This window comes from Psychrobacter sp. AOP7-A1-24, assembly GCF_052376235.1.
Classification (GTDB): Bacteria; Pseudomonadota; Gammaproteobacteria; order Pseudomonadales; family Moraxellaceae; genus Psychrobacter.
Genome location: NZ_JBQSVM010000012.1, coordinates 1 through 26,991, shown reverse-complemented (window position 1 = coordinate 26,991; position 26,991 = coordinate 1). Strand labels below are relative to the sequence as shown.

Annotated in this window: 20 protein-coding genes and 1 pseudogene; 9 read left to right on the top strand and 12 right to left on the bottom strand. The window is 43.2% G+C overall.

From position 1 onward, the window contains the following. Nucleotides 1-57: 57 nt before the first annotated feature. From mutY to ACT3QQ_RS05945, 5 genes are all read right to left on the bottom strand, one after another. On the bottom strand, nt 58-1,332 hold the full coding sequence (mutY, locus tag ACT3QQ_RS05965) for an A/G-specific adenine glycosylase (protein WP_444527285.1): 1,275 nt from the start codon (nt 1,330-1,332) through the stop codon (nt 58-60). Next, nucleotides 1,329-2,165 (bottom strand): hypothetical protein, encoded by an 837-nt coding sequence (locus ACT3QQ_RS05960; RefSeq protein ID WP_444527284.1) that lies wholly within the window; start codon nt 2,163-2,165, stop codon nt 1,329-1,331. Before ACT3QQ_RS05960 ends, mutY begins: the two co-directional genes overlap by 4 nt. Before the next feature lie 165 nt (nt 2,166-2,330). Beyond that, entirely contained in the window at nt 2,331-3,287 is a 957-nt protein-coding gene (ylqF, locus tag ACT3QQ_RS05955; RefSeq protein WP_444527283.1) for a ribosome biogenesis GTPase YlqF, read from the bottom strand. A gap of 125 nt (nt 3,288-3,412) precedes the next feature. Further along, nucleotides 3,413-6,586 carry a DUF2339 domain-containing protein gene (locus ACT3QQ_RS05950; protein WP_444527282.1) on the bottom strand — a complete coding sequence of 1,058 codons (3,174 nt, stop codon included), beginning with the start codon at nt 6,584-6,586 and terminating at the stop codon, nt 3,413-3,415. Between the two features lie 277 nt (nt 6,587-6,863). Then, nucleotides 6,864-7,601 carry a dienelactone hydrolase family protein gene (locus tag ACT3QQ_RS05945; RefSeq protein WP_444527281.1) on the bottom strand — a complete coding sequence of 246 codons (738 nt, stop codon included), beginning with the start codon at nt 7,599-7,601 and terminating at the stop codon, nt 6,864-6,866. 235 nt (nt 7,602-7,836) lie between these two features. On the opposite strand from ACT3QQ_RS05945, the gene ACT3QQ_RS05940 reads away from it, so the two are divergent. Beyond that, nucleotides 7,837-8,358, top strand: a complete 522-nt coding sequence (locus tag ACT3QQ_RS05940; RefSeq protein WP_444527317.1) for a YcgN family cysteine cluster protein — start codon at nt 7,837-7,839, stop codon at nt 8,356-8,358. Nucleotides 8,359-8,409: 51 nt separating this feature from the next. Here ACT3QQ_RS05940 and ACT3QQ_RS05935 read toward each other — a convergent pair whose 3' ends face one another. Next, on the bottom strand, nt 8,410-9,744 hold the full coding sequence (locus ACT3QQ_RS05935) for an Lnb N-terminal periplasmic domain-containing protein (protein ID WP_444527280.1): 1,335 nt from the start codon (nt 9,742-9,744) through the stop codon (nt 8,410-8,412). 286 nt (nt 9,745-10,030) lie between these two features. Here ACT3QQ_RS05935 and ACT3QQ_RS05930 point away from each other — a divergent pair, with 286 nt between their 5' ends. The 5 genes and pseudogenes from ACT3QQ_RS05930 to ACT3QQ_RS05910 all read left to right on the top strand — a co-directional run bounded on the left by ACT3QQ_RS05930 (nt 10,031) and on the right by ACT3QQ_RS05910 (nt 17,547). Next, entirely contained in the window at nt 10,031-10,930 is a 900-nt protein-coding gene (locus ACT3QQ_RS05930; RefSeq protein ID WP_444521560.1) for a CBS domain-containing protein, read from the top strand. Nucleotides 10,931-11,221: 291 nt separating this feature from the next. Then, on the top strand, nt 11,222-12,796 hold the full coding sequence (gene lnt, locus ACT3QQ_RS05925) for an apolipoprotein N-acyltransferase (RefSeq protein WP_444527279.1): 1,575 nt from the start codon (nt 11,222-11,224) through the stop codon (nt 12,794-12,796). Nucleotides 12,797-12,988: 192 nt separating this feature from the next. Beyond that, complete coding sequence (locus ACT3QQ_RS05920; RefSeq protein ID WP_444527278.1) at nt 12,989-13,438, top strand: hypothetical protein; 450 nt, start codon at nt 12,989-12,991, stop codon at nt 13,436-13,438. Nucleotides 13,439-13,747: 309 nt separating this feature from the next. After that, nucleotides 13,748-15,320, top strand: a pseudogene (locus tag ACT3QQ_RS05915) (peptide MFS transporter). 409 nt (nt 15,321-15,729) lie between these two features. Continuing rightward, nucleotides 15,730-17,547 (top strand): aminopeptidase P family protein, encoded by a 1,818-nt coding sequence (locus ACT3QQ_RS05910; protein ID WP_444527277.1) that lies wholly within the window; start codon nt 15,730-15,732, stop codon nt 17,545-17,547. 141 nt (nt 17,548-17,688) lie between these two features. On the opposite strand, the gene ACT3QQ_RS05905 is transcribed toward ACT3QQ_RS05910, so the two are convergent. The 3 genes from ACT3QQ_RS05905 to ACT3QQ_RS05895 all read right to left on the bottom strand — a co-directional run bounded on the left by ACT3QQ_RS05905 (nt 17,689) and on the right by ACT3QQ_RS05895 (nt 21,538). After that, nucleotides 17,689-18,525, bottom strand: a complete 837-nt coding sequence (locus tag ACT3QQ_RS05905; protein ID WP_444527276.1) for a hypothetical protein — start codon at nt 18,523-18,525, stop codon at nt 17,689-17,691. Between the two features lie 130 nt (nt 18,526-18,655). Further along, nucleotides 18,656-19,990, bottom strand: a complete 1,335-nt coding sequence (gene fabF, locus ACT3QQ_RS05900) for a beta-ketoacyl-ACP synthase II (protein WP_444527316.1) — start codon at nt 19,988-19,990, stop codon at nt 18,656-18,658. Nucleotides 19,991-20,143: 153 nt separating this feature from the next. Further along, a complete protein-coding gene (locus ACT3QQ_RS05895; protein WP_444527275.1) occupies nt 20,144-21,538 on the bottom strand; it encodes an anhydro-N-acetylmuramic acid kinase in 1,395 nt (464 codons plus the stop codon). 143 nt (nt 21,539-21,681) lie between these two features. On the opposite strand from ACT3QQ_RS05895, the gene tyrS reads away from it, so the two are divergent. Together tyrS and ACT3QQ_RS05885 are read left to right on the top strand one after the other, a co-directional pair. Next, nucleotides 21,682-22,893: a tyrosine--tRNA ligase gene (gene tyrS, locus ACT3QQ_RS05890; RefSeq protein ID WP_444527274.1), complete on the top strand. Its 1,212-nt coding sequence runs from the start codon at nt 21,682-21,684 to the stop codon at nt 22,891-22,893. 99 nt (nt 22,894-22,992) lie between these two features. Continuing rightward, nucleotides 22,993-23,220: a DUF1653 domain-containing protein gene (locus ACT3QQ_RS05885; protein ID WP_444527273.1), complete on the top strand. Its 228-nt coding sequence runs from the start codon at nt 22,993-22,995 to the stop codon at nt 23,218-23,220. 96 nt (nt 23,221-23,316) lie between these two features. Here the strand turns inward: ACT3QQ_RS05885 and ACT3QQ_RS05880 are convergent, their stop codons facing one another. After that, entirely contained in the window at nt 23,317-24,285 is a 969-nt protein-coding gene (locus ACT3QQ_RS05880; RefSeq protein ID WP_444527272.1) for an alpha/beta fold hydrolase, read from the bottom strand. Between the two features lie 221 nt (nt 24,286-24,506). Here ACT3QQ_RS05880 and ACT3QQ_RS05875 point away from each other — a divergent pair, with 221 nt between their 5' ends. Continuing rightward, nucleotides 24,507-25,184, top strand: a complete 678-nt coding sequence (locus ACT3QQ_RS05875) for a hypothetical protein (RefSeq protein ID WP_444527271.1) — start codon at nt 24,507-24,509, stop codon at nt 25,182-25,184. 69 nt (nt 25,185-25,253) lie between these two features. Here ACT3QQ_RS05875 and ACT3QQ_RS05870 read toward each other — a convergent pair whose 3' ends face one another. Both ACT3QQ_RS05870 and upp read right to left on the bottom strand, forming a co-directional pair. Continuing rightward, nucleotides 25,254-26,003 carry an SDR family NAD(P)-dependent oxidoreductase gene (locus tag ACT3QQ_RS05870; protein ID WP_444527270.1) on the bottom strand — a complete coding sequence of 250 codons (750 nt, stop codon included), beginning with the start codon at nt 26,001-26,003 and terminating at the stop codon, nt 25,254-25,256. Nucleotides 26,004-26,076: 73 nt separating this feature from the next. Beyond that, nucleotides 26,077-26,736, bottom strand: a complete 660-nt coding sequence (gene upp, locus ACT3QQ_RS05865) for a uracil phosphoribosyltransferase (protein ID WP_201600324.1) — start codon at nt 26,734-26,736, stop codon at nt 26,077-26,079. Nucleotides 26,737-26,991 lie beyond the last annotated feature (255 nt).

Genomic DNA, 26,991 nt, shown 5'->3' with positions numbered 1-26,991 from the left:
ATCATAAAAAAAGCGACTCATTATTAATAGTGAGTCGCTTTTTTTATTCCAGTTCTTTTATTCTAATATCTTAACCATCGCACGGGGTAGCCCTAGACTATCTTGCGCTTGTTGTGTGGTTAACCACTTGAAGTCAATCTCAGCTGCTGCTAATTTCTTATTTAACTCAGTTATCTGCTTCGCATCGATTGTCAATTTACGTGGGGTCAAATACCAGTGAAAATGTGTCAGGGAGTGCTTGATAGGGGCATCATCGAGCAATGTATTGCTAACTGATTTGGCGACCAGTTTGTTTTTTATGAGCCACTCATTAATGATTTGCTCAGCGGTAGTAAACTCTGCCTCGTATACTTTTTCATTACTACGTACATCGTTTGCTACGTTTGATGACTTATCATCGTTAGCTAGCGTCTGTTTAACAGTAGCCTTGCTATTCGTTTTACCATCAACTTTTTCTACGAACTTTAATGGCAAACTCCACAATCCACCCCAGATTCCATTGTCAGGGCGTTGTAGCCACAATATCTCACCGTCTGCACTTTCGATTAGCAGTGCATCACTGAATTTACTGGGTTTGGGCTGTTTCTTTGCTTTGACAGGGTAATCAGTTTCGCGCCCTTGTGCATGGGCTAGGCAGTCTTTTTTGAGTGGACATAAAAGGCAGGCAGGTTTGCTACGAGTACATAATGTCGCGCCCATGTCCATCATCGCTTGCGCGAATAATCCTGAGTTTTCTGTAGGTGTTAAGCGCTCTGCCAATGCCCATAGCTCTTTAGTCGTAGCAGATTTGGTAATATCGCCATCAATCGCTGCCCAACGTGTGATGACTCGTTTGACATTGCCATCACAGATGACGCCATAATGGTGCAAGCCCATCGCCATAATCGCACCAGCCGTTGATGGTCCAACGCCCGAAATAGCCTCCCATCCTGCTAGTGTCTGCGGAAACTCGCCTGTCTCATTAATGACCTCTACCAACTGCTTAGCACCTTTATGCAAATTACGCGCGCGTGCATAGTAGCCCAGCCCCGCCCAATGCTCGGCGACCAAATCCCAGTCTGCGGCTGCCAAATCTTGTACGGTTGGAAACGTCTCCATAAAACGCGCAAAATAGGGTAGTACAGTGGTCACTTGTGTTTGCTGGAGCATCACTTCGGATAACCAAACGATATAAGGATTGGGCGTATCGGTCTTATGCTGTTGCCAAGGTAAGTCATGGCGACCATTTTCGGCAAACCAATCTAGTAGGCGTGGGGCGAAGGAGTTAAGGGATTTGGGGGAGTGATTGAAGGTAGTGTCAGAAGCTTTAGATTTAGCAGTTGGCTGGGTCATAGGTTTTTTTCGTCTTTTTTGGAAAGGTGTTCTCTTATTCTTGCTTTGGACTTCTCGTTTTCCATGTTTCGGTCTCTCTGAGAGTATGAGTCAACCTTAATTCGTTTACTACTTTTTATAAGTGAATCTAGATTTTTTCTTATCTTTTCTATTTCAATCGATGTGCGATAAGCAGGATTGCCATTACCTAGCTCTGTTATTCCTTCAAATTCTGAAAGGTCGATTACTGAGTGGTTAGTGTAGGAGTTGCCCTCCATATCTTCAAAAGTTATTTTAAAAGATAATCTAGTTTCAAAAAAACCTTTGTCATACTTTTGCTGCATATCAATAAAACTAAATAAAAAACTCTTCTTTGTACCATTAACTCCTAGTGAGTTTAAAGAGTTTCTAAAAAAGCTTAGTTTTTCCAGTGTGCCTACTATCTCTTTCTCACTATCTAAAAACTCCCTTTCGGATTTTTCAATTTCAAGTTGAATATTCCTAGCAAGACCTCGACCAATATTTTCAACTTTAAATATTATAAATTGAAAACCTACTATTGATGATTCTAAAAAAATTTCCACATGTGGACGTATGGATTCTTTACGATTAGAATCTATTTGTTCGTCTTGATTCCTTCTGAGACGCCAAGTTTCAACTGCTAGTATGATAGTCAAAAAGGCAATAACACCAGTCGCTACAGCACTTATAATTGCTGATATAATTATCCAAGTGCTTTCACTAGGTATGTTAGCTTTGCTACCAACTGCTACGCCAACGATGAATAGCGTTGGAGATATAAACATCGCTAATATAACCCAGTACATCCATAAAGGTTTTTCATCTCTATTCAAAGTTATCTCTTAAAGAATATTCGAGCCTAATAATAAAGTTAGCTCTGTTATAGTTTATGAATATAAGAAAAATAGTTATTGAACCTCTTGCATAAGTTATCGCTAGCTTTTGTGATTCCGTCAGTGGAAGTCAATGAGATAATACTTTTACAAGAGGTCTATTTGTTACTTCCTATTCTTCCGCGTTTTTAGACGACGTAAGCGTTTTTCTTCCTCACGGGCTTTTTTCTTTTCTTCAGCAGCGAGTCGTTGTTCAGCAACTACGATTTCCTCAGCTTCAGTCATTGCTGGTGTCTCAAGGGTAATACGACCAATCTTCGCGCTACGAAGCTCATTGATGAGAATCTCAGACATACGGTAGGTATCGACTTGATTGCCCGCACGTACACAGCCGCGATTACGTCCAGCCACTTCAAAAAACTCCCAGTCAGTCTTCGGTAGCTCTTCAATTTTATAACGAGTTTTTAATAGCTTAGGATAGGCGTGCATTAAATATTCAGCGGTGTAACTTGCCACATCAGCGAAGTCAAAAGCAGTATCACGGATACCACCTGTTGCCGCCAGACGATAGCCTGAATTTTCGTTTTCAACCTTTGGCCATAGCATACCTGGCGTGTCATAGAGCATGATGTCATCGTCTAGTTTAATCAGCTGCTGCGATTTAGTCACGGCAGGTTCATCACCGGTTCTTGCTACCGCACGCCCTGCTAAGGTGTTAATCAGCGTGGATTTACCAACGTTTGGAATACCCATAATCATGGCTTTAATCTGGCGACCTGTACCTACTTTATTAGGCACGAGGTGCTTACAGATGGCGATGATGCGTTTGACATCATTGGCTTTCTCGGTATCGCAAGCGATGGCTTTTACACCGCTTTGCTGCTCGAGATAATCCATCCATATTTGGGTCAATTCAGGATCGGCAAGGTCGGCTTTATTGAGGATTTTGATAACAGGTTTTTCGCCGCGTAGTGCCGCAACCATTGGGTTTTCACTACTATAAGGGATACGCGCATCGATGACTTCGATGACCACATCCATCTGCGGCATGGTTTCTTTGATTTCGTTGCGGGCTTTGTTCATATGCCCAGGGAACCACTGAATACTTGCTCTCTTATCCATCTGCTTTTATAACCTTTTATAAAAAATATTAAAAGTAAAACAATCAATGTTTACTTTCTAATGGTGCCCAGTTTACTACAGAACCACAGTGCTCACGGGACAATTTCACCTAACCCGACTTGTCATTACTTATGATTTTGGCTTTCTGTGTGCTTGTGCGCGGGTGGTAATGGGGCAAGGTAACCAATCAAAAGTATTAAACTGCCTGCACCAAGGAATGATATCACCCGCCAAATTGCCTCAGTCTGTGACAGATCTACCAAGACCAGCTTGAGTACGACAATACCTAGTAATCCAATACCCATAAACCAAAGCGCGCGTTGCCAGTAGCGACTCGCTATGATGGTGGCGACCAATGCCAAGAGCGTCCATAAAATCGTTAGTCCTGTTTGTACTTGCTCGCTCTGCCATGCGCCTGCATACCATAATGGCGTGCCAATAAAGGCGTGTAGCGTTCGGACCAACATGCTAGAGATTAACCAAAAACTGATCAGTCCCAATATAATTAGCAGATTTTCAGCGGTGAATACGTGCTTAGTTTTGGCCGCTATACTCGACTTGGTAAGAGTTTCATTGTGGCGACGCTGGCTGATGTAATACAGACTAAAACCAACCAATATCGTCAGCCACGATGTGATGTCGTACAGGTTAAACAATGGAAAATAAGACATTGCCCAAATCACACCATCGTAAGACCAATTGGTGAGAACGACCCAAAGTAAGGCAATGGGAGCAAAGATGGCAGCACATCCTAATAGTGCCTGTTGCCAATCAAACCAATATAGCAGGCCTTGTTTTGACGTTTTATTAGCTGATGTATTTTCTTTATTTTGACCAATATAACGATGATTGAACCATAACCCAAATAATATGAGAGCTGCTGAAAACAAGAAGGCCATCACGCCACCAGAGTCTGGCAGTCCATAATGTGCAGCGGCAGCAATCAGTAAGATACCAGTCCCTAGCCAGCTTGCAGCAGTATAGCGTGAGGTGTTGTTATTATCAGACCATGTATCAAACCATGTTTTTAGCCATAGCTGACCCATAATTAACCAGCCAATTATTAACCCTATGAACACCAACCATTCTGCTGTTACCCACGTCAAATTCTGCTCAAACTTTTGGGGCAGTTGCAGTATTAGCATAAAGTAAAATAGGGCTAATAATCCATAATTAAGCTGTCTAATCTCCGCCCATGAACGATAGCAATTGATGACCCAGTAACCGATCAAGCTTATAAGTGCTGCCAGTCCAATTACCGTCGTGCTTGATTGCCAGATATCAAACCAATGATGCAAATCAAGCATTAATACTTGTAGCATCCAAGCCATCGCCGTCAATGTTAAAAGTTTGATGAATCTAGGGCTGTGCCAAACGAATTTGAACACGCGGCTCTGACTATTGATAGAAGTCAGCCATTGCTGTGCAGCTGGCATACTGACACCTAGCGCATGTGCATAGCTGGTTAATGCATCTGATGTGACGTCCAGTTTTTGTGACTGTATGACTGAGGAGGATGTAGCGCCATTATTGTTAAGGCTATTAAAGTTGTTAATGCCGTCTAACGTACTAATCAGCGCAGAAGGAGAGTTGCTAGCGCGCAAGATAAAGACGGACGCTAGATAGCTGAGCGCTGAAATACTAAAGGCTAAAACGGGGTAGTCTTTGCTAGAGAATGTCGCTGTTGTCACTAGCATACCAATACTGACTAGCTGTAATAATAAGCCGAATAACACAGACCACGACCGCAGCGAGCGTCGTCCAAACCATACTAGCGCCAATCCTTGTACAGACCAACCGAAAGCAATCCATTCAGCATTTAGCGTCAGCGGAATAACGAGTGCAAAAAATCCTAATCCTAGCGCCAGCATCCCTTCGGTGATTAAAGCATAGCATCTACTGCGCTGGATGAACAACCAGCCTATCCCAAGATAAACTGCCGCCAAGATGGCACTGGTAATGGTTAAGGCATTAGAGATGTCGTTTAGTAAAGTAGAAAACAATCCAAAAGCCAGTAGCGGTACTGAAAACAACAAGCCAGTATCAATAGGAAATACGTAGGAGCTGCCTATATAGATTTTGTCTGAATGCCTTGCGATATCGGCACTATCGGTACGGCTGAGATCCCTTTCATTTAGCGCATTATAGGTGATGATTTGCTGCGCATAACGAATGACGACGAATAGGTACAGCAGCCAGTGTAAGATAACCAATGCTACCAATGACCAGCGCTGCGTTTCAATGACGGCGCTCAGGTTCTCGCTTATTCCCCAATAGTATGCCAAACCAAATGTCACCATCACACCAAATATATTCAATATTTTCCATGGTCGATAGTGAGCAATGACGGCAATGGTGACGTTTAATAATAAGTAGTAGCTGAATAACGTGGTCAAGCTACTAGTATCCTCACTTGTCAAAATCGGTGCAAAAAACCCACCAGATAACGCCAATAATGCTAATGGGAAGGCATTTTGACGTACGGCGAGGGCAACGGTAATAGCAGATAATAACCCAAGCCCGATAAAGCTTGGGATACTAGGAAGGATTTCATAAACGCTATAAGCAAAAAAGGTGCTTAGATACGTAATTGCTAAGCCTGCGCCTTGTAACGTGATACCGTAAGAAAAACGTTTTGCGGTTAACTTCAATCCCAGTGCTGCCAATGCCAACCCTGTAACACCAACTGCTGTCAGCTTTGTTGCAATCGAAATCTCGATATATTCGCTTAATAAGCGAAGCAGGAGCACCACACCTACCAGCAGTACCAGTACGCCGACCCGCACAACTAAATTACCGCCGAAAAACCAGTTTTTTATTGAATGAATTAGTGAGGTAACGATAGGTAATGAGCGTTCGTCAGGCTCAATAGATGGGGTAGACGTTGGATTTTGCGTATTTATAGAAGCATGATTGTCTGTAGATTTATCATCATAGATGTTTGATGCTGCGTGTATGGTCGAGTCTGAAGTAACGGTAGGAAGCGGTGGTGGCGATACAAGCGGACGATTGTCTGGAGAAAGTTTTTGTGAGTCAAAAGCTGTAGCTTTAGCGTCATAGTCTTTAAGAGCATTGTCGTCAGTAGCAGTGTTGCTTAAATGCTCACTTTGATCAACCAAAGGTGCAGACGGAGACGTCATACTACGATGTCTTTGCTGCTCAAGCTCAGCTTGCAGTTTCGTCACATCACGGCGTAGATGCTCGATTCTTCGAGCTATCCTAGTATATAACGCGACCACTACGATCAATAAAATCGTAAAAGCCAGCCAGCCCAACTGGGTCACCATTAGATACAACATCTTCGTCACTCAATCCAGTTTATAGTAAAGTGATAATGACGTGATTCGAAAAGAAGCACAAGACTACTCTAATGACTTATCTAAAAGATAAATGCTAAATGACACTCAAAATAAAAAGGCAGCTCAATAATTAAGCTACCCTTTTGGTAATGACTATTTTCTTACTTGTTTCTTACTTGTCGTATAAATCCATCTTAAACAAAGGCTTCTAATAGGCTCGTCAAATGGCTTGTTGTTTAAAATAAAATCTTATAAACGACGATTCTAACAATGATTCTTATGCCAAGTTGGCTTTCATGAACTCAAGCATGTTTTCCCAGCTTTGTTTAGCAGCCGCTTCATTATAGCCAAGATCTACTTCATTTTTAGCAGCACGCTCATCGGCTTGTGGATTGGTAAAGCCATGTTTAGCATTGTCATAGACGTCGATAGTATAGTCCACATCAGCTGCGTCTAGCTCTGATTTTAGACCTTCGATAGCATCCATTGATACCATTGAATCATCACGGCCATGAGCGACTAACACTTTTGCGGCGAAGTTTTCATCCGCTGGTTGTTTTGCCGATGGGTTTCCGTGGAAAGTTGCGACTGCTTTTAATGGCATACCTTCACGAGCCATATCTAGTACTACTTTACCGCCGAAGCAGTAACCAATTGCGCCTAAGTTGTCACCGTCGACTGATAGCTGATCACTGAAATCATTGAGGATTAAGCGGCAGCGAGACATTAGCGTGTCTTGATCGGCAAGTACTTGCTCCATCCACATATTTGCCATTGCCGCATCAGTGGTTAATTTACCTTCGCCGTATACGTCCATTGCTACAGCCGCATAGCCTGCTTCTGCCAAACGCTCGACCACTGATTTTGGATGATCGACGACGCCCCACCATTCTGGGGCAACTAAGATGCCTGCTGCTGGTTTTTCATCTGATGCGTCCTCTGGTAGTGCAGCATAGCTGATAAGTTCAACACCATTCTCGGTAGTACTGATTAATTCAAAAGTCTTAATTGACATATTATTGTCCCTTTTTATGTTGTGAGTTTTAATTATTTGTCATTATGATGGTTCGTTTTCCTAACTCGTACTACCTTAACGCCCATGTCTAGCAAAAACAGCTATAATACTGTAACGCTCTTTATCAAAATGCTACTGCGACTCTATGACTATAAACTTATTAAACAAAAATCATGACCAATCAGACTTGAACTCAGGTTTCGATTCAGCAGTCACGCCTGTCCAGTCGGTAAGTTTGTTTCCTGATAGTGCTGATGTCGATTTTAGTGCTGGTTCTGATTCTAGGCCTGAGCCACTACGCTCGCAGTTTTGGTCGCGATTTGCACTAAATGAGTTAAATCATAGCGAGTGGGAAGCATTGTGTGATGGTTGCGGCAGTTGCTGCCTGATCAAGTATATCGACAATGATGACGATGAAGAATTGGTTGAATATACCGATGTCACGTGCCAGCTGATGGACTGCTCAACCGGATATTGCAGTCACTATGCAACGCGTCAAGAGTACGTACCAGATTGTATTCAGCTGACTATGGAAAACTTGCCAAACATGATGTGGCTACCGTCACACTGTGCCTATAAGCGTCTATATAAAGGGCAAGGCTTACCAAGCTGGCATTTGTTATTGACCGAGGACGCTGTAATGACACAACAGCAAATGCGAGCGGCCAACGTAGGTGTCGCTGGACGCTGTGTCACTGAAATCGGCATGTCTGATGAAGAGATGGAAACGCGGGTAATTAATTGGGTTAACCCTTAGTTCATCGTTGTCTCAAGTTGATTTAGTTACAAGAAAGCATTTCTACCAGTGTTAGTCAGATGATTGAGCCGTAGATTTGGCTTTTGCTTCAGCACTGGCTTGTGAGTTTGCCAATGATGGTATCGGTATATCTTGACGAATCTGTTGCGAAAATTCGCTACTGTTTTCATCTCTACTAACACTAGACTGTGAGTTAGTCTGATTATCAAAGCCCTTTGCTTTTGGGTTGATATGAGTGCGTTCATACCATGTGTTCATTGACCAAGGCTGGTTGTCTTTTTCGGGCGCTGCATCCAACATGCCCACATCATATAGATAGTTTGGTAGCCAACCAGATACCCAAATTCGATAATCCCATGGTAAGCGATCGCCACTCACGATACGCGCCATATAAAAGATAATATTGGTGCAGTTACTGACCAATGTATTGTACCAAGCAGGTTTAGTGTTCAAATCATCAGCCGCCGTTAGGTAAGATTCAAACAGTGATCTCACTTCGTGCTGTTGCAAATTACTGATAGGAAACAGATAAACCTGCTCACCGCGCGCATTGCTGCGTGTATAGATAATATCGCGCTCTTCTGCGGCAATTAGGCTCAGCTCATAGCGTCGAAAAAAACCAGCTAGCGCCGAAAAAGACTCGCCGTCTTCTTTACGAATCTCAAATGAGAAGGCAAGTGGTCTATCATCTTCAAATCGAAAGCTAACCAAGGTATGAGCAATGAGCGGCCCCATCCAGTAAGAGTTGGTCACATCGACGCCTGATAGTTTAGACAAATCAATCGTACGGGTATCCCAATGCTCATTAGCATTTGCTTCGGTCTGCCAATCAAAATTACGTACATTGGTTAAAGTAACCAAATCAGGATTGGTCGCATCGCGCTCATAGGAAACCTGCTGGTCGACCTCAGCCATCCATTCTCGATCTTGTTTAGGCTCGATAGAAAAAAACCAACCTAAACCTATGAGCCAAACAGTGCTGTATATGCCGATAAGTACCTTGGTTACGGTGCCTTTGCTAATTAACCTTTTATTCGACCGTGAGTCATTTTGCAATACTTTTGTGACAGTATCCCAATAACGTGTACTTAGCAATGCGGCTAATATACTGGCAATCGCTATTGTCGCAAGCCAAGTTAATACTGAGCTGATGCCGTACTGATACCAAATCGCTAATAGCAACCAAATTGCTGATAACAACAACGTAACGGCAATCAAAAAAATCGTAAGACGATGTCGCCATGTAGACTTTGGCTGCCTACTTTCTGGTGTGTGGTTTCCTGATATTTTACTTTCTAATTTTTGGCTCTCTGAGTCGCGACTGTCTATAAGTCGACTGCGTGAACGCGACGAAAGCAAGCGAGAAAAAATGGAACGTAGCGACATAAGGTTTGTTTTGATAAATAAAGGCTTTGACCATAGCAAAGTTTATAACACGCTGACAATATAATTTGAGTGAATTTATCGTTGAATGTCGATGAGCCTTGAGATAAAGTGAAGCTAATTTGTATTAGCAAATTTATTATTTATCCATTAATTAATGATAAATCAGCTGTTTTATTTACCACTTTTATCCCCATCTAGGCTCTACTTGTTTTTTATTGAGTATTTTTCGTTTTTTATCGAATATAACTCCAATTTTTATTAACTAAAGAGGTTAAATCACACCACCATGTCTGACGACACTCCCAGCCCGAGTAGTTGGTCGATGCGCGGCTTAAAACGCTGGCTATCGACCGCCCCCGAAACCCGTGATGAATTGATTCGTCTGGTACAAGACTCGCGCCAGTTTTTAGAGCCTGATACGGTCGATATGTTAGAAGGCGTGCTAGATTTGCCTGCGACACAAGTTCGCGAAATCATGACACCGCGACCACAAGTGGTTGGCCTGCATGAGAGCACCAGTCTTGCCGAAGTGATGGACATCATTCTTGATACCACTCACTCGCGCTATCCTGTTTTTGACAGTCAAGATGATGATGCAGTTATCGGCATCTTATTGGCAAAAGACTTGATTCCGATTCTGGTACATATGGTCCGCAACCAAGAAGACAAAATTGACAGTAAACGTCTTAGAGACTTGGTGCGCCAACCGTTATATATCAGTGAAACGGCGCGTTCTGATACCTTACTACGCTCATTGCAGCGTACCCAAGTGCATATGGCGATTGTCGTTGATGAGTTTGGTAACTTTGGTGGTGTCGTCACCATGGAAGATTTGTTAGAAGAGATCGTCGGTGACATCGTCGATGAGCATGATGATTTTGATGAAGACAGTGACATTAATAATATCGTTCCTGATCCAGAAAAGCCAAATACATGGCGCGTCCAAGCATCTACAGTGATTGAAGACTGTAACGATGAGCTTGGTAGCCGTTTTGACGATACCGATGTCGATACGATGGGTGGTTTGGTCATGCAAGCGCTTGGCTTCGTGGGCGATTTAGAAGGTGAAAGCGTCATGATAGATGACTGGCAAATTACCATTACTGATGTAGAAGGGCGATTTATCCAAAATTTAGAGCTGACTAAAATCAATGACGAGCAACAGATATTGATAGGTAGCCACTAATGTGCCCATATGGTTATAGTAAGTGACCAATGAATACAGTTCCTGACCATCTCGTTTCTAGCAAATTCAATAAAAAACACGATGAAAAATCGTGTTTTTTTGCTTTCCGCCTTTTACTTTTTAGAATGAGGTTTTAGCTACGCAAATTTACCCACTTGTAGATTTTGACTGGTATCATGGGTGGGTTCTATTTGTGGCTCTGCATAAAGCATTATGCAGTCAAGCTTTGCGTGAGTTTTATCTCACAGCTTAGCTGAGAAATTTTAGAAAATATGGTTTTGGATAACTGCTATGCGTCTGTCTACTGTTGATTTGCAAAAACGTCTGAACCCCGATAAGCCTAAAGGTTTACATATGGGGTTGACGGTACTAATAGCTTGGCTGGCAGGGGCAGCTTTTATATTCGCGCTCGCGCCTTATGGTATTTGGCCGGTTGCTTTGGTATCACCTGCTATTTTATATGCGTTATTGGTGCCAGCAATGACAGGTCGCCGCGCCTTTCTAATTGGTCAAGCCTATGGTACGGGGTTGTGGTGTGTTGGCGCATTTTGGTTGTACACGTCTATTCATGTCTATGGTGATACACCCGCATGGCTTGCGCTGATTATGATTGCACTTATGGGTCTGGGTATGGGGTTGTTCCATGGATTTTTGGCGCTAATATTCAATCGCGTGGTTGGCAAGCAGCCGTTATCTTTTGCTGCCCTTTGGATACTTCAAGAGTGGATGAAAACTTGGCTATTTACAGGTTTTCCATGGCTGTTTGTCGGTTATGCATTTACTGAACAGTACTGGCTGTCCTCGCTAGCACCTGTGGCTGGCGTCTTTGCGGTTTCCTTTGTAGCGGTACTATTGGCTGCTAGTATTGTTGAGCTATTGCGTCGCCGCGCTGGTTATATGATTCCATCGATAGCATTGTTAATCATTAGTAGCGCGCTATGGTTGATCAATCCGCAGTGGACCAAACCAAAGGGTACCCCTGACTTATCAGTGTCTTTGATTCAGGGCAACATCCCACAAGACCTAAAATGGCTCACCGAATATCAGATAGAAACCCTAGAAATCTATGCAACATTGACTCGTGACGAATGGGGGCGTGACATTGTGCTGTGGCCTGAGTCTTCGATCCCTATGTTTCAGACAGAAGCCGTTGGTTTTATCAGTGAAATGGTAGAGATGGCCAAAGAGACTGACACGACATGGGTGACAGGTATTCCTTATAAGGATGAAGCAGCATTTGATGCCAGTACAGATAAATATCCGCCATTTTATAATAGTGTGGTCGCGCTAGGGGCAGAGGCGGAGGGTTTGTATAAAAAGCAGCGCCTAGTCCCATTTGGTGAATATATCCCATTTGAAGGCGTGCTTGATATTTTGCCTAATCTAGCAGGTAGCCAAGATATCATGAGCTATAGTCGCGGTAGTGATCAGCAGTCACCGCTACGTGTGCGAGGGCATAATTTAGGTGCAGCCATTTGTTACGAAGTGGCGTATCCAGATACCACGCGCAAAAATGCGATTGGCACAGACTTCTTATTAACCATCTCAAACGATGCTTGGTTTGGTACGTCGGCAGGCCCACTACAGCATCTACAGATGGTACAGATGCGTGCGTTAGAAAATGGCCGCTGGTTTATGCGTGCGACCAACACAGGAGTGACGGCTATTATCGACCATAAAGGTCGTATCTTAGAGCGCGCACCGCAGTTTGAACGTACTGTATTGCGCGGTGATATTCAGGCACGAGTTGGCAACACGCCATTCATGCGCTTTGGTCAGTATCCTATTTTGTTTATCATGGCACTGTTGCTGATACTTAGCTATTTGGGTAAAAGAGCAAAGGCTCCAGTACGTTTGGCTAAGTAATATTGTGATGTGAGAGGTATGGGTTTCGAGTGATGAACAGCTTATTAAGCAGTTGGCTGTCACAAGTGCCAAAAACGAATGTTAGAATTGTGAATAATAAACCCTTTAAATACTTAAGGGTTTTCACAAATCAGTATAAATTGCGATATAATAGGTCAATATTTCAAATATTTTGTGCAAGGTGGATAAGGTATGTCAGAAGGTATCGTCAATAACAATCCAAAAAAAGAGCTGTTATTCGCTTTAGGTGGCATTGCCATGTTCTTAGGTATTGTCTTACTTATTGGTATTTCTGCATTTTTACGTCCAGCAGGCGAGCATATCACTGCTGAGACAACTGAAGCGTCAGCTGCGGCAGATGAGGCAGAAGCCACTGCTACCGAAGAAGAAGCGGCTCCAGCCGATGCAGCAGCTGCAACAACAGAAGAACCGTCAGATGCTGCAGCACTTGATACTGCAGCAGATGCAACCGTGACACCAGCGACAGATGCAGATAGTGCAGTTGTTACTGCAGAAGCCGGTACAGCAACTGCTTCTGGCACTGTGAACCAAGCTGCTGTTGCCGATGCTGATTTGACAGCTGAGCAAGCGGACGGTGACTTAGATGCTGGCGAAGCTACTGATGAGACTGCAGCACAGTAATCTATAGTATGAATATGTCACTGATTCAAAATAGTGCTACTAGTGCTATTCAATGATAAAATGAGCTGTATTATGAAGCCTATATGAACAGTGCTGTAAGTATAATATTACTGGCCTGTATGGTCAGAAAAAGAGCCCGTTCTCAACCATTGAGAGCGGGTTCTTTTTTATGAGTATTTGTGTAATTTTTAACCAACTTTTTCTTTACTTGCCCATAACCAAGTGAAACAATGTTCCGCCTATATGACCGTCCACCTGAATAGTCAGGGTTTTGGTCATTACAAATATGATCTTTAAAGGAATAAAGTTATGGGCACAGAAACAAAATCGGGGGCTAGTGCAGCAGAGCTAGAGGCACTAGACAATGGCTTTATGGGACATCCTGCGCCCTTACGCCCATTGTTTTTTACCGAAATGTGGGAGCGATTCTCCTATTATAGTATTCGTCCACTATTGGTTTTATTTATGGTGGCAACAGTGAGCAGTGGCGGTTTTGGCTTCAGTGAAGTCACCGCTTCCGCTATTTATGGTATTTTTGCGGGTTCGTTATACTTAGCAGCAGTACCAGGTGGTTGGCTAGCAGATAACTGGCTAGGTCAAGAGCGTGCATTGTGGTGGGGTAGTATCATTATTGCCCTTGGTCACTTGTGTATCGCGCTTTCAGCGATGTTTGGTATGACGCTGTTCTTTGTTGGTTTAATCTGTATTGTCTTAGGTTCAGGGTTGTTTAAGACCTGTATCTCAGTGATGGTGGGTGCTTTGTATCCTAAAGGTGACTCTCGCCGTGATGGCGGTTTTACCTTGTTCTATATGGGTATCAACATCGGTGCGTTACTAGCAGCACTTATCGTTGGCGTATTCAAAGAAAAAGGCATGTGGCATGTCGGCTTTGGCGTTGGTGGTTTGGGTATGCTGGTCTCATTACTGATCTATCGTTTTGTCGCACAAAAGAACTTAACGCGTTATGCACGCGCTAAAGGCATCTCTGCCGAATGGGAAAAGTCCAATGACCATTACAAAAACATCGGTCGCTGGGTTGGTGGCTTCGTCGCGTTGCTAGTAGCTGCAGTGCTACTAGTGTCTACCGGTATGATATCGTTCAACCCTGAGATGGTTGCAGAGTATATGACGTATATCATTGCTGCGGTGGTCATCTTGTATTTTGCTATTATGTTTATCTCACCGCGATTGGATAAGACTGACAAACTACGCTTGTTAATTTGCTTTGTCTTAATCATCGGTTCGACGCTGTTTTGGTCAAGCTTTGAGCAGCAGCCAACGTCTTTTAACTTATTTGCCGATCGTTATACCGATCTAAATGTTTTAGGATTTGAGATACCAAGTATTTGGTTCCAGTCATTGAACCCGCTATTTATTCTAATGTTGGCACCGATCGTTAGTATTATTTGGGTCAAGCTTGGCAACCGAGGTCTTGAGCCTAGCAGTATGGCTAAGTTTGCACTCGGTATGCTACTTGCAGCCGCAGGTTTTGCTTTGATGATTTTTGCCTCAAAAAGTATTTTAGCGCCTGGTGCTGGCTTGGCATCGCCATTATGGTTGGTTGGTAGTTTATTATTATTGACGCTAGGTGAGCTAGCTAGCATTGAGCCCAGTTGGTTTGTCTGCCATGACAAAGCTGGCACCAGAGGGTATGCAAGGGCAAATGATGGGGCTGTTCTTTGCCTCTATTGCTATGGGTAACTTGGTCGCCGCATTCTTCGGTGGACATGTATCTGCTGATAAAATCGAAGGGCTTCCAGGCCTATTTACCACCATGACCATCTTCTTGGTAGTTACCGCTGTAATATTATTGATACTAGCAAAACCTATCAATAAAATGCTCAAAGAAAGCGAGCGTGAGAAACAACTGGCCAAGCAATAAGATAGTCTGATGTACATTTGTGAATAACAACAGCACAAATGACGCATGACGAGACGTGTTACCATAATTGGTAGCACGTTTTATTGTTTTAGTTAGTGAGATATTTGGCACAAGCTATTGAAAGCTTACTATCCGCCCAAACATCTAATAATAGCTCAGGACAAGTATCAGTACAGCGTTTTGTAAGCTTGTATTTATCTCAGTTTTCTATTCTTAATAAACAGAATTAATTATCCAAACAAACATAGTTAGATAAATAACAGCTTGCTTGGATAACTACTACCGATAACAAATGTCTTATTAAAACCAAAGCAGTATCAATAACTCAAACAAGACAACTATTAGAACAAGACGATTGTAAATAATCGCGTCATCATCATATTTCATAACATCTATAAGGACACATTTAATGAATAAACAAGCCATTCACGAACGTATTGCTAATTTACGTAGCACCTTAGCAGCGCAAGACCTTACCGCAATCATCGTACCCTCTGCTGATCCACATTTATCTGAATACCTACCAGAGTACTGGCAAGCACGCTTATGGCTGTCAGGGTTTACCGGTTCTGTCGGCACGCTAGTCGTGACTGCTGACTTTGCAGGTTTATGGACGGATAGCCGTTATTGGGTACATGCTGCTGATCAGTTAGAAGGTACAGGTATTACTTTAGAAAAGCTTGCGCCAGGTCAGCCAAATCATATCGATTGGTTAGCCGAGCATTTGCAAGAAGGGGATAGCGTGGCAGTAGATGGTAATGTGCTGTCTATCGCTGAACAAGATCGCCTGTTAAATGCTTTTGATGCCAACGACATTACTTTGATCACTGAGCGTGATGTATTAACAGAGATTTGGGCAGATCGCCCAGCACTACCGGCGGCCAAGTTATATGCCCATGATGCTCAGTTCCTTGCTCAGACTGCTACCTCGAAACTTGCTGCAGTACGCGAAGGTATGGCAGAAGCAGGTGCGACCCATCATTTACTTTCAAGTCTAGACGATATCGCTTGGTTGACGAACTTGCGCGGTGCTGATGTTGATTATAATCCGGTATTCTTGTCACATATGTTGATTGACGCGGACAATGCAACGCTGTTCGTTGATAACGATAAAGTGAGCGAAGATATTGCCCAAAGTCTAAAAGACAGCGGTATCACATTGGCTAACTATTCTGCTGTACAGGATGCATTAAGTGAATTAACGCCAAACGATTTACTATTGTTAGATCCGAGCAAAGTCGCAGTAGGTACACTCTCAAAAATGGCAGATGATGTTGGCTTTATCGAGCAAATGGCGCCTAGTACATTGCTTAAATCTGTGAAGTCAGATGCAGATATTGATCATGTGCGTGAAGCAATGCGTCAAGATGGTGCTGCTTTGGCTGAATTTTTTGCTACATTTGAACAGCGTCTAGCAGACGGCGAGCGTTTAAGTGAGCTAGATGTGGATAGCATGCTAATAGATGTACGTAGTCAACAGCCACATTATGTCTCACCAAGTTTTCCGACTATCGCAGGCTTTAATGAGAACGGTGCGTTGCCACATTACCGCGCTACGCCAGAAAACTTTAGCTATCTTGATGTGGCTGAGGGCGAAGGGGGATTACTACTGATTGACTCAGGTGCACAGTATCAAAACGGTACGACAGATATCACCCGCGTAGTTGGTATCGGGCAAGTAAGCTCTGAGCATAAACGCGACTTTACTACTGTCTTAAAAGCCCATATTGCCTTGGCGAAAGCGCATTTCCCTGATGGTATCGCCTCACCGTTAATTGATGCTATTTGCCGTGCGCCGTTGTGGCAAGCACAGATGGATTATGGTCATGGTACGGGTCACGGCGTTGGCTATTTCTTAAACGTACACGAAGGCCCACAAGTTATCGCCTATAGCGCTAGCACACCAAAAGAGCGTGCGATGAAAGTCGGTATGATTTCTAGTAATGAGCCAGGTCTATACCGCGAAGGCAAATGGGGTATCCGTATCGAGAACTTGGTAGTGAATACGCCAGTTGCTAAGCCCACTGAAACAGAGTTTGGTGACTTCTTAAACTTTGAGACCATCACTTATTGCCCAATCGATACGCGCCTGATTGAGCCGTCGTTGTTGGATCAAACAGAGATAGATTGGCTAAATGACTATCATAGCCAAGTTTTAGCAGAGCTAAAAGATCGTGTTGAAGGCGCAGCGCTTGAATGGCTGACTGAACGTACCAAAGCCATTTAATACTAAGCTCAAAATATTAAATAAAAGCATTAAAAAGCCCCGTAAGTTATTTACGGGGCTTTTTATTGTTTGTTGTCTAATACTTACTACTGAGCGGTTATTTCTAACGGTAAGTCTAATATTGAAAAATATACACTGTTGTTAGTGAATACTTTCCTTAGCAGCTTCGTTGTCAGCAGTTGAGTCACTCTGTTTGCTAAAGTGTTGGGTGACCTCAGCACGTAGCCAAGACTTTAAATTTTCAGACATTAGCATCATTTGTTCGCTTAAATAGTCATCAATCTGTGTTTCCAGCTCACGGATTAGCAGTTGATGTGTCGTATCTAGCTTCGCGTCTTTTAATGCCAAGTTAATCGCTGCACTGGCTTTGTTGTTTATATCTTTAATGTGATTATCACTAAGCGCCTGTGTTTGTTCACTAATGGCTTTGCTGTCAGTATTTTTGTTATCGCTAGCGTTATCTTTAGTATTAGTTGTTTCTGATGCTAACTTTTTAGTCTTTGCACTAGAGTCATCAGTAACAGCGCTATCTGTCACGACTTTATTTGTGCTTGATTTTTCTACATCATTAGCAGGCAGCTCTTTATCGTTGTCTTTCTCTAACGCTGCCTGCTCATTTTTTTCTTGTTCTTCTTGTTCTTCTAGAGCTTTTTCTGCTTTACGTGTGGCTTCTTCTGCCTCTTTTTTCTTTTGCTCTTCTTCTAGTTTTTGTTTTGCAGCGGCTTCTTCTTGTTCTTGTTTATCCGTGATTGCTTTAGCAATGGCTTGCTCTGCATTGTAGTTATCATATAGCTCGTCTACATGAGTATCTAAATCATGGGTGTTAAAAGTAAAGTCTTCAAATGAGGTGTCAGATTGCAGCAGAGTAGTGATGTCTTTTAGTTCTTGGGTAATCGCTGCGCGTACTGGCTCAGGTGCACACGTCCAGCGTTGATAAAACTGATGGGAAAATGAGTAGCTTGACATGGTATCTTCCATAAATGTTCCAAAAATTACCCCTTATCATACGCAAGTACGATAAGGGGCTGCAAGTGGACAAACGTAGCAAATCTGACACCAACGTTACAACGCATTCATTACTATGCGCTGAGATGTAGATAGGTGGCTGTTATTGATTAATAGGCCAGCGAGCAAATACCAAGGAGCCATTGGTACCACCAAAGCCAAAGCTGTTAGACACTGCATACTGCAAGTTATCAACTTTGCGTGATTTGTTTGCGACGTAATCGAGGTTACAGTTGTCTTCGACATCGTCTAGATTAATCGTCGGTGGCACATGCTGGTTCTGTAGAGCGAGTACGGTAAAGATGGCTTCAACCCCGCCAGCGGCACCAAGTAAATGCCCTGTCATTGATTTAGTTGAGCTGACTAAGATGCTGTCTTTTACAGGTGAGAAAACAGTTTCGATAGCAATAGACTCAGCCACGTCACCAGCAGGGGTGCTAGTGCCATGCGCATTGACATAACCTACGCTTGATGATTCGATGCCGGCATCGTTTAGTGCATTTTTCATCGCTTTTGCTGCACCGCTACCGTCTTCTGGTGGCGCGGTAATATGACTGGCATCATCGCTCATACCAAAACCGACCAGCTCTGCTAATATCGTTGCACCACGTGCTTTGGCATGGGCAAGACTTTCCAATACCACTACGCCAGCACCGTCACCAAGGACAAACCCATCACGACCTTTATCAAATGGACGTGACGCTTTGGTTGGTTCATCGTTGCGAGTAGAGAGTGCGTGCATCGCACTAAAGCCAGCTATACCAAGTGGGCTAGAGCCCTTTTCACTACCACCAGCCAACATAACATCGGCATCACCATAAGCAATCAAACGAGCGGCAAGACCCATCGCATGAGTCGCCGTGGTACAAGCGGTTGATGTCGCAAGGTTTGGACCTTTTAACTTATGCTTAATCGCTACTAGTCCAGCGGCCATGTTGACGATAGAGCCTGGAATAATAAAAGGTGAGACTTTGCTTGCACCTTTTTCATGCAAGGTATCACGACTGTTTTCAATCGTTTGGATACCGCCAATACCTGAACCTAAAATAATCCCGAAGCGATCTTGGTCAACGCCTTGCACAGGTGCGTCAGCAGCACTGACTTCATCGATGAAACCAGCGTGCTTTAGTGCCATGGCAGAAGCGGCGACTCCATAATGCATAAACTCATCATAGCGACGCGCATCTTTGGCATTCATATATTGCTTGGCATCAAAGTCTTTGATCACACCTGCGATTTGCGCACGGTAGCCTGTGGCGTCGAAATGCGTAATTGGTGAGATACCACTCTCGCCATTGAGCAATTTGGCCCATGAGCTATCGACGTCTAAACCGAGCGGCGTAATAGCGCCCATGCCAGTAACTACGACGCGAGTATCATCAGAACGCTCATAGTGAGGTGGTTTTTGACGCGATTTGTGTACAGGTGCTGCAGTCATATTATTTTTGTCATCAGTGGTGGCTTGGTCGACAGTTGAACTACTATTCTGGCTCATGCGATATATCCTATACTTACAGGTCCTAAGAGAATGGCGTTTCAAAAGTCATTATAAAACACATAGGTGCACGTATGTAAACTAAAATTTAACTGGTCAGGCGAAACATACTTGACCCAATACCACACCTTTATTTGCACCTGTGACAGCGGGTAAATTGCCAGTTTCACCCATTAGTGTTTGTCTGGCTAACCATGCAAACGCAACAGCTTCTACCCACGTTGGCGCAAGCCCTAAATGTGCAGTGGTTTGTACGGTGTAATGAGGTAGGTGTGCTTGCAGACGTTTCATTAGATAGTCATTCAATGCGCCGCCACCGCAAACATAGACCGAACTGTTTTTGGAATCACTGATAAACATATTGATTTGCGTACTGGCACTGATGGCCGTTAACTCCGTCAAGGTTGCTTGCACATCGGCTGCTGAATAACTGATGTTAGCATTGGCCTGCTCAAAAGCCTGTAGCTCATCTTGCAACCAAGTTAAGTTAAAGTCTTCACGGCCTGTACTTTTTGGGTGAGACTGAGCAAAAAATGGATGTGTCAAAAGTTGCTGTAATAATGGTTCAATGATGGTTCCAGACTGCGCCCAAGCGCCACCTGCGTCATAATCATTGTCAGTATGCAACGAGGTCCACGCATCCAATAATAAGTTGGCAGGTCCAGTATCGTAGCCAACAACTTGATCTTCCTCATTAGCTGGCAGGACCGTTATATTAGCAATACCGCCTAAGTTCAATAGCGCACGAGTGCTATCAGGGTTGGCAAACAATGCCTGATGAAACGCAGGTACTAAAGGCGCACCTTGACCGCCAACTGCCATGTCACGACGACGGAAATCACTGACCACGCTGATGCCTGTACGCTCAGCGATAATATTAGCATCGACCAGTTGCAAGCTAAAGCCCATCTGTGGACGATGGCGTACGGTTTGTCCATGACAGCCAATCGCCAGTACTGACTCAGGATCGGTATTTGATTGTTGCAATAAAGTATTGACCACTTCGCTCGCGAATACAGCATACTCGCGACTTGCCCAGCCGAACCAATCCAACTCGCTATATGGTTCGCTCTTTGGCTCGGTTTTTGAGTCAACGTCTGATTGGTCGGTAGCAGTCGTCAATGCTTGTACACCATTCGGCTGACACAATGCTAACAGTACTTCACGCAGACGTGGTGGAAAGTCTTGGCTATAGGTTGCAAGCAGTCGCATTGGTGGTTGGGTGTTATCTTCGTTACTTATCTCAGGATTAAACTGACAAAGGACCGCATCCATACCATCCAAACTGGTGCCAGACATCATGCCAATATATAAACCATCATCGAAGCTTTCAAACACCGTTTGCTCAAGTGCATCGGTCAGTGTGGCATAGTTCGAATTATCAGAGGTCAAATCATCAATATCGTCTGAGGAGTTATCCAAACCATTATTCATAAGCAAGTCTGCAAGGGCATTATGGTCAGTATCAGCAATCGATGCGGGGTTGGTCATGGCAATTTACCTTAAAAAACGCTAGTATATCTGTCAAATTCTAGCATTTTTTCCAACCTTTTGAGGTTCTAAACTTCCTAAGGTGTTGAGCCAGTAACCGTCATTCACAAAAATCCCAATTAAAGTGATATATAGAGAGCATCATGACCAATCAAACTTACACCCTAGAAGAACAACTGGCCCTTATTCAGCGTGGTACGCAAGAGATATTATCTGAAGATGACTTAGTGGCTAAGCTAAAGCTCAACCGTCCGCTACGTATCAAGGCAGGCTTTGATCCTACTGCACCTGATCTACATTTGGGTCACACAGTATTGATCAATAAGCTTAAACATTTTCAAGATTTGGGTCATGAGATTTATTTTCTAATCGGTGATTATACGGCCAAGATTGGCGACCCTTCTGGCAAAAACAGCACGCGCCCTCCGCTGACCGATGAACAAATCAAAGTCAATGCGCAAACGTATGCTGAGCAAGTATTTAAGATTTTAGACAAAGAAAAAACGCGCATTGTGTTCAACTCTGAATGGTTCAAAGATATGTCAGCAGGCGACATGATTCAATTGTCTAGCCAGTTAACCGTATCGCGTATGCTTGAGCGTGATGACTTCTCTAAGCGTTATGCAGCACAAACGCCGATTGCCATTCATGAGTTTTTGTATCCGTTGGTACAAGGTTATGATTCTATCGCCCTAAAAGCGGATGTTGAGCTGGGTGGTACCGATCAAACCTTTAATATTTTGATGGGTCGCACGCTACAAGGCCGCTATGATCAAGAGCCGCAAGTATGTATCACGGTACCAATCTTAGAGGGGTTGGATGGTGTCAACAAGATGTCTAAATCATTGGGCAACTATGTTGGTATTTATGATGCACCAGGTACGATGTACCAAAAACTGTTATCAATGCCGGATACTTTGATTCGCCGTTATTTTGAGTTTTTAAGCTTTAAGCCAATGGAAGAAATCGAAGGCTTGATGAATGAAATGGAAGACGGTCGCAATCCACAAGAGATAAAACGTATCTTAGCGGAAGAATTGATCGAGCGTTTCCATGATGCTGACGCTGCGGCCAATGCACACAAATCTGCTGGTAATGTTTTAGCAGATGGCGAGCTACCAGTTGACTTGCCAGAAGTGATGCTTGATTTAGAAGGTCAAGATGCGTTATTCATCACTCAAGTATTGAACCAAGCTAAGCTAGCTAAAAACAACTCAGCTGCCAAAGATATGGTAAAGCGCGGCGCGGTTAAAGTAGATGGTAAAGTGGTTGACGGTGGTTTTAGTCTCATCTCAGGTCAAACGGTCGTAATTCAAGCAGGTAAAAAGGCTTATGCAAAAGTGACGGTGGGTTAGATAATCTATAAAAATGATTAAAAGCGAGGTCGGCAGTAATTGTCGACCTTTTTTATGAAGCGACAATTATCAGCCATTTTTTAATAGTAGGAGTTTGCTATGACAAAAACCATCTCTCAAGGCATTTACCGCCACTATAAAGGCAGCCTTTATCAGGTATTACATACGGCACAGCATTCAGAGACTGAAGAATCGCTCGTGGTATATCGTTGCTTATATGGTGAATATGGCGTGTGGGTGCGTCCGCTTGCGATGTTTACTGAAACAGTCACGGTTGATGGTAAAGAAATTCCACGATTTGAGTTGATTCAAGACTTAACCGATTAGTTTCAGTTTTCTGTGAACACATCTCACAGCTGACTCAACAAAAAAGTGACTTTTACAGTCGCTTTTTTATATCTATTCAAACCAATGTTTTAAAGTTCAACTACCCAAAAACTGCTTTAACACGTTATAAAAACTAACTGGTGCATCCATTGGTACAGCATGGCCTGATTTTGGCAAAGTAACGCTATGAGCATTGGGTAGCAGAGTGGTCAAACGCTGTTGCCACTCCGCACTATATAATTGTGAGCGTGCACCAATCAATAAGGTAGTCGGAATATTGACCGTTGGCAAAACGTCGCGGTAATCGTAGGGTAATGCAACATAAGCCGATAGGCAACGCAGTTTGTGTTGCCAAGTCGCGTGTTCCATCAATGAGATTTTGTGTGGTGCCCGATAACTAAGGGCTTTTACCAATAATTGTGAAGGTCTGCTACTGACAGAAAGTAGAGAAAAAGAGCGTTCCATATCTAATAAGTTTACTTTTAATCGATAGGGCAGGTGACGGAAGTCGACCACTTGCTCCGCTTGTAGATAAGAAGCGGTGTCGGTAATTAACTGTGTAAATTGCGCAAACAACTCGGTTTGTCGTGTACCAAATACGCCGCCACCTTGCCAGTCTGGTTGGTTATGAATAATTGGGGCTTGGTCAATATTTAGATAACGACTCACGCGCTGAGTGCCAAAGCGCTGAAAATACGCCCACATGACCAATGCTCCCATCGATATCGCAGCAACAGGAAAGGCCTCAAAGCCGGTTTCTTCGCTCACGTACTCAAATACTTCTTGAGTATCTTGTGCATATTGTTCAATAAAATCAAACGTTGGCAGAGTCAGCTCACTGGCCAAACCAAAACCCCTAAAATGCGGCAAATAAAAGCAGTATTGTTGAATCAGCGGTAAAATAAATGGCATAAATTTCCTCGCATCCATCCCAAAAGCGTGCAGTAATAGGACAGGTTTACCTTTGCCAATGACAGATACGGGCAGCAACGTTCCGTCAGCAGTATCTATATGTATCGTCTTTAATTGATAAGGAGTAGGAGGGGGTAGAAGGGTTTTTTTCATAGAGTAATATCACTTTGATTTATTAAACTGTCTCGATCAACCTAGCTAAAGGTACTTTGCTGCAAAACATGTCACTACAAAGTAGTTATACCGTCAATAAAAGACTGCTATATTAAAGCAACTATCTGACCATAACATAGAATTTGGCTTATGCTGAAAGCTGTTAGTAAGCATATACCAATGCTATTTAATGACTGCAATGATTGTTAAGGATAAAATCCATGAGCAGATCAACATTCCCATTACTCGATAGTAGCTTATATCCACAAGTTTGGCAGCAACAGACATTTACCAGTCCGCAAACGCTTTTGCTGTCGATGCTATCTGCTATTTTAGATGCAAATATCACAATTGATGCTAATGCTTTTACTAAGCAGTTATTGGCAGATGATGTTTATCAAGAATGGATAAATACTTCGGTATTCGGGCGTTATCTTCATCGTAACTTCACGGCATTTTATCAGCAGACAGAGGATGGCTTTAATACCGATATGCCTGCTATATTTCGTCAAGAGCTGGTACGGCATGCGCAATATTTACCACTGAAACAGGTGTTGTTTTTTGCAGGAGATATGCCCAAAAGTGTAAGGCAGTCGAAAACATTGACCACCACTGTAAATCCAGCGACTGCACTCATAAATGCTCAGAAAATGTCACAGAAATTAGACGTGAATAATTTAAAGTTAATCATTAATCAGATAACTATCACTGGCAAGCAAGTATTGGGATTTGCCATACGACATAATAAACGCACTAGTGAGCGTCTTCGTAACGAAGTGCTGATTTTGGACTTTCAGGATTTGCGTCTGGTTAATGAGCAGACGCTCGAAGCCATCGAAGCCACAAAAAAAAGCAATATAGATAATTCTATATTGCTTCGGTCTTATGAACTACGCTAACAAGGTCGGTGTTGATAAGTGATATATCAATAATTAAAGCCAGTATGATAACCAACACAGCAAATAGTATTAACCTTGCTTGGTAATCGTCAATCCATTATAGGTCTGAGCGACAGGCATTACTTCTAGGCGGTTAACGTTAATATGAGCAGGCGATTCGATTAGCCATAATAAAATATCGCCGATATCTTCACCTGTCATGGTTTTAAAACCGTCATAAACCTTGGCCGCTTTGTCATCGTCACCATGATAGCGCACGTTTGAAAACTCAGTGCCAGCCACGTTACCAGGTTCAAGATTGGTCACACGTACTTGGGTGCCAATCAGATCCGCTCGCAAGTTTAAGCTGAATTGTTTTACAAACGCTTTAGTGGCGCCGTAAACGTTACCACCAAAATAAGGCCAGCTACCAGCAATCGAACCGACGTTGATGATATAACCGCTATCGCGATCGACCATCGCTGGCAAGACGGCATGGGTTAACGCCATCAAACCTTTAATATTGGTATCAGTCATGCGCATCCAGTCATCAAGACTGGCTTTGTGAGCAGGCTCTGTACCAAGTGCCAGTCCAGCATTGTTTACCAAGACATCTATTTGATTAAAACCATCAGGTAAATCTGCGATTATTTGCGGGATAGAAGCTGTATCACTCACATCCATAACCACGGGTAAAAAAGCCTCACCTAGAGTCTCTGCCAACGCATTCAGTTTATCAAGGCGTCTGGCGCAACCAATCACGCGATGGCCGTTAGCAACCAAACGCTCTGCCAACGCTTTACCAAACCCCGCGCTTGCTCCTGTAATCAATACGTTCATTATCTGTCCTTATTGTTGATGCTGTTTGCTGTTGCCATAACTTTGATGACGGCTTTATTTACCCTAATGCGATTTATCTGTTAGATAACTGCTTACCAAAAATCTTATCACCAGCATCACCCAGACCTGGGATGATATAACCATGCTCATCTAAATGACTGTCTAATGCAGCGGTATAGATAGTCACGTCAGGATGCGCTTCATTTACCAAACGTACGCCTTCAGGTGCAGCCACTAATACCAATGCTTTAATGTTAGTACAGCCATTTTTCTTTAGCATCTCGATGGTCGCAACCATTGAGCCGCCTGTGGCTAGCATTGGATCAATGATCAGCGCAGGACGTTTGTCCATGTGGCTAACGAATTTTTCAAAGAACGGGACTGGCTGTAGCGTTTCTTCATCACGCTGTAGACCGACCACAGAGATTTTAGCAGTAGGGATCAAATCGAGCACCCCATCAAGCATGCCAATACCTGCACGTAGAATCGGTACGATAGTCGCCGTTTTACCGATGATTTGCTCACCAGTAATTTCGCCACACCAGCCCTGCATTGGGAAGGTTTCAATTTCAAAGTCACGGCTTGCTTCATAAGCCATCAAGCGCGCAAGCTCTTTGGTTAATGTACGAAATTTATAAGTACTACAGTCTTTTTCGCGCATAAGGCTGAGTTTATGACGGACTAGTGGATGATCGATTACCGTAATTTTTAAATCGCTGTTTAAGTCACTCATAAGTACTCTCTTGGTTTCTTGTCTGATGCTTGCGCAGTTACTGCGGTTGCTATTAGTATAAAAGATACAAACACTTACCACACTTTAACCATGTTTTTAGCACACAAATAGTAAAGTTAAAGCTTCAATAACCAAGCTAACCAACTACTCTATGACAGTGCTCATTTAGTGCAATAACAATATCTACGTTCACAGTTGCTATCAAAGCCTAAGCAATTCAGGCTAAGTAAAGTGATATCGCGCCATTTAAGTCAA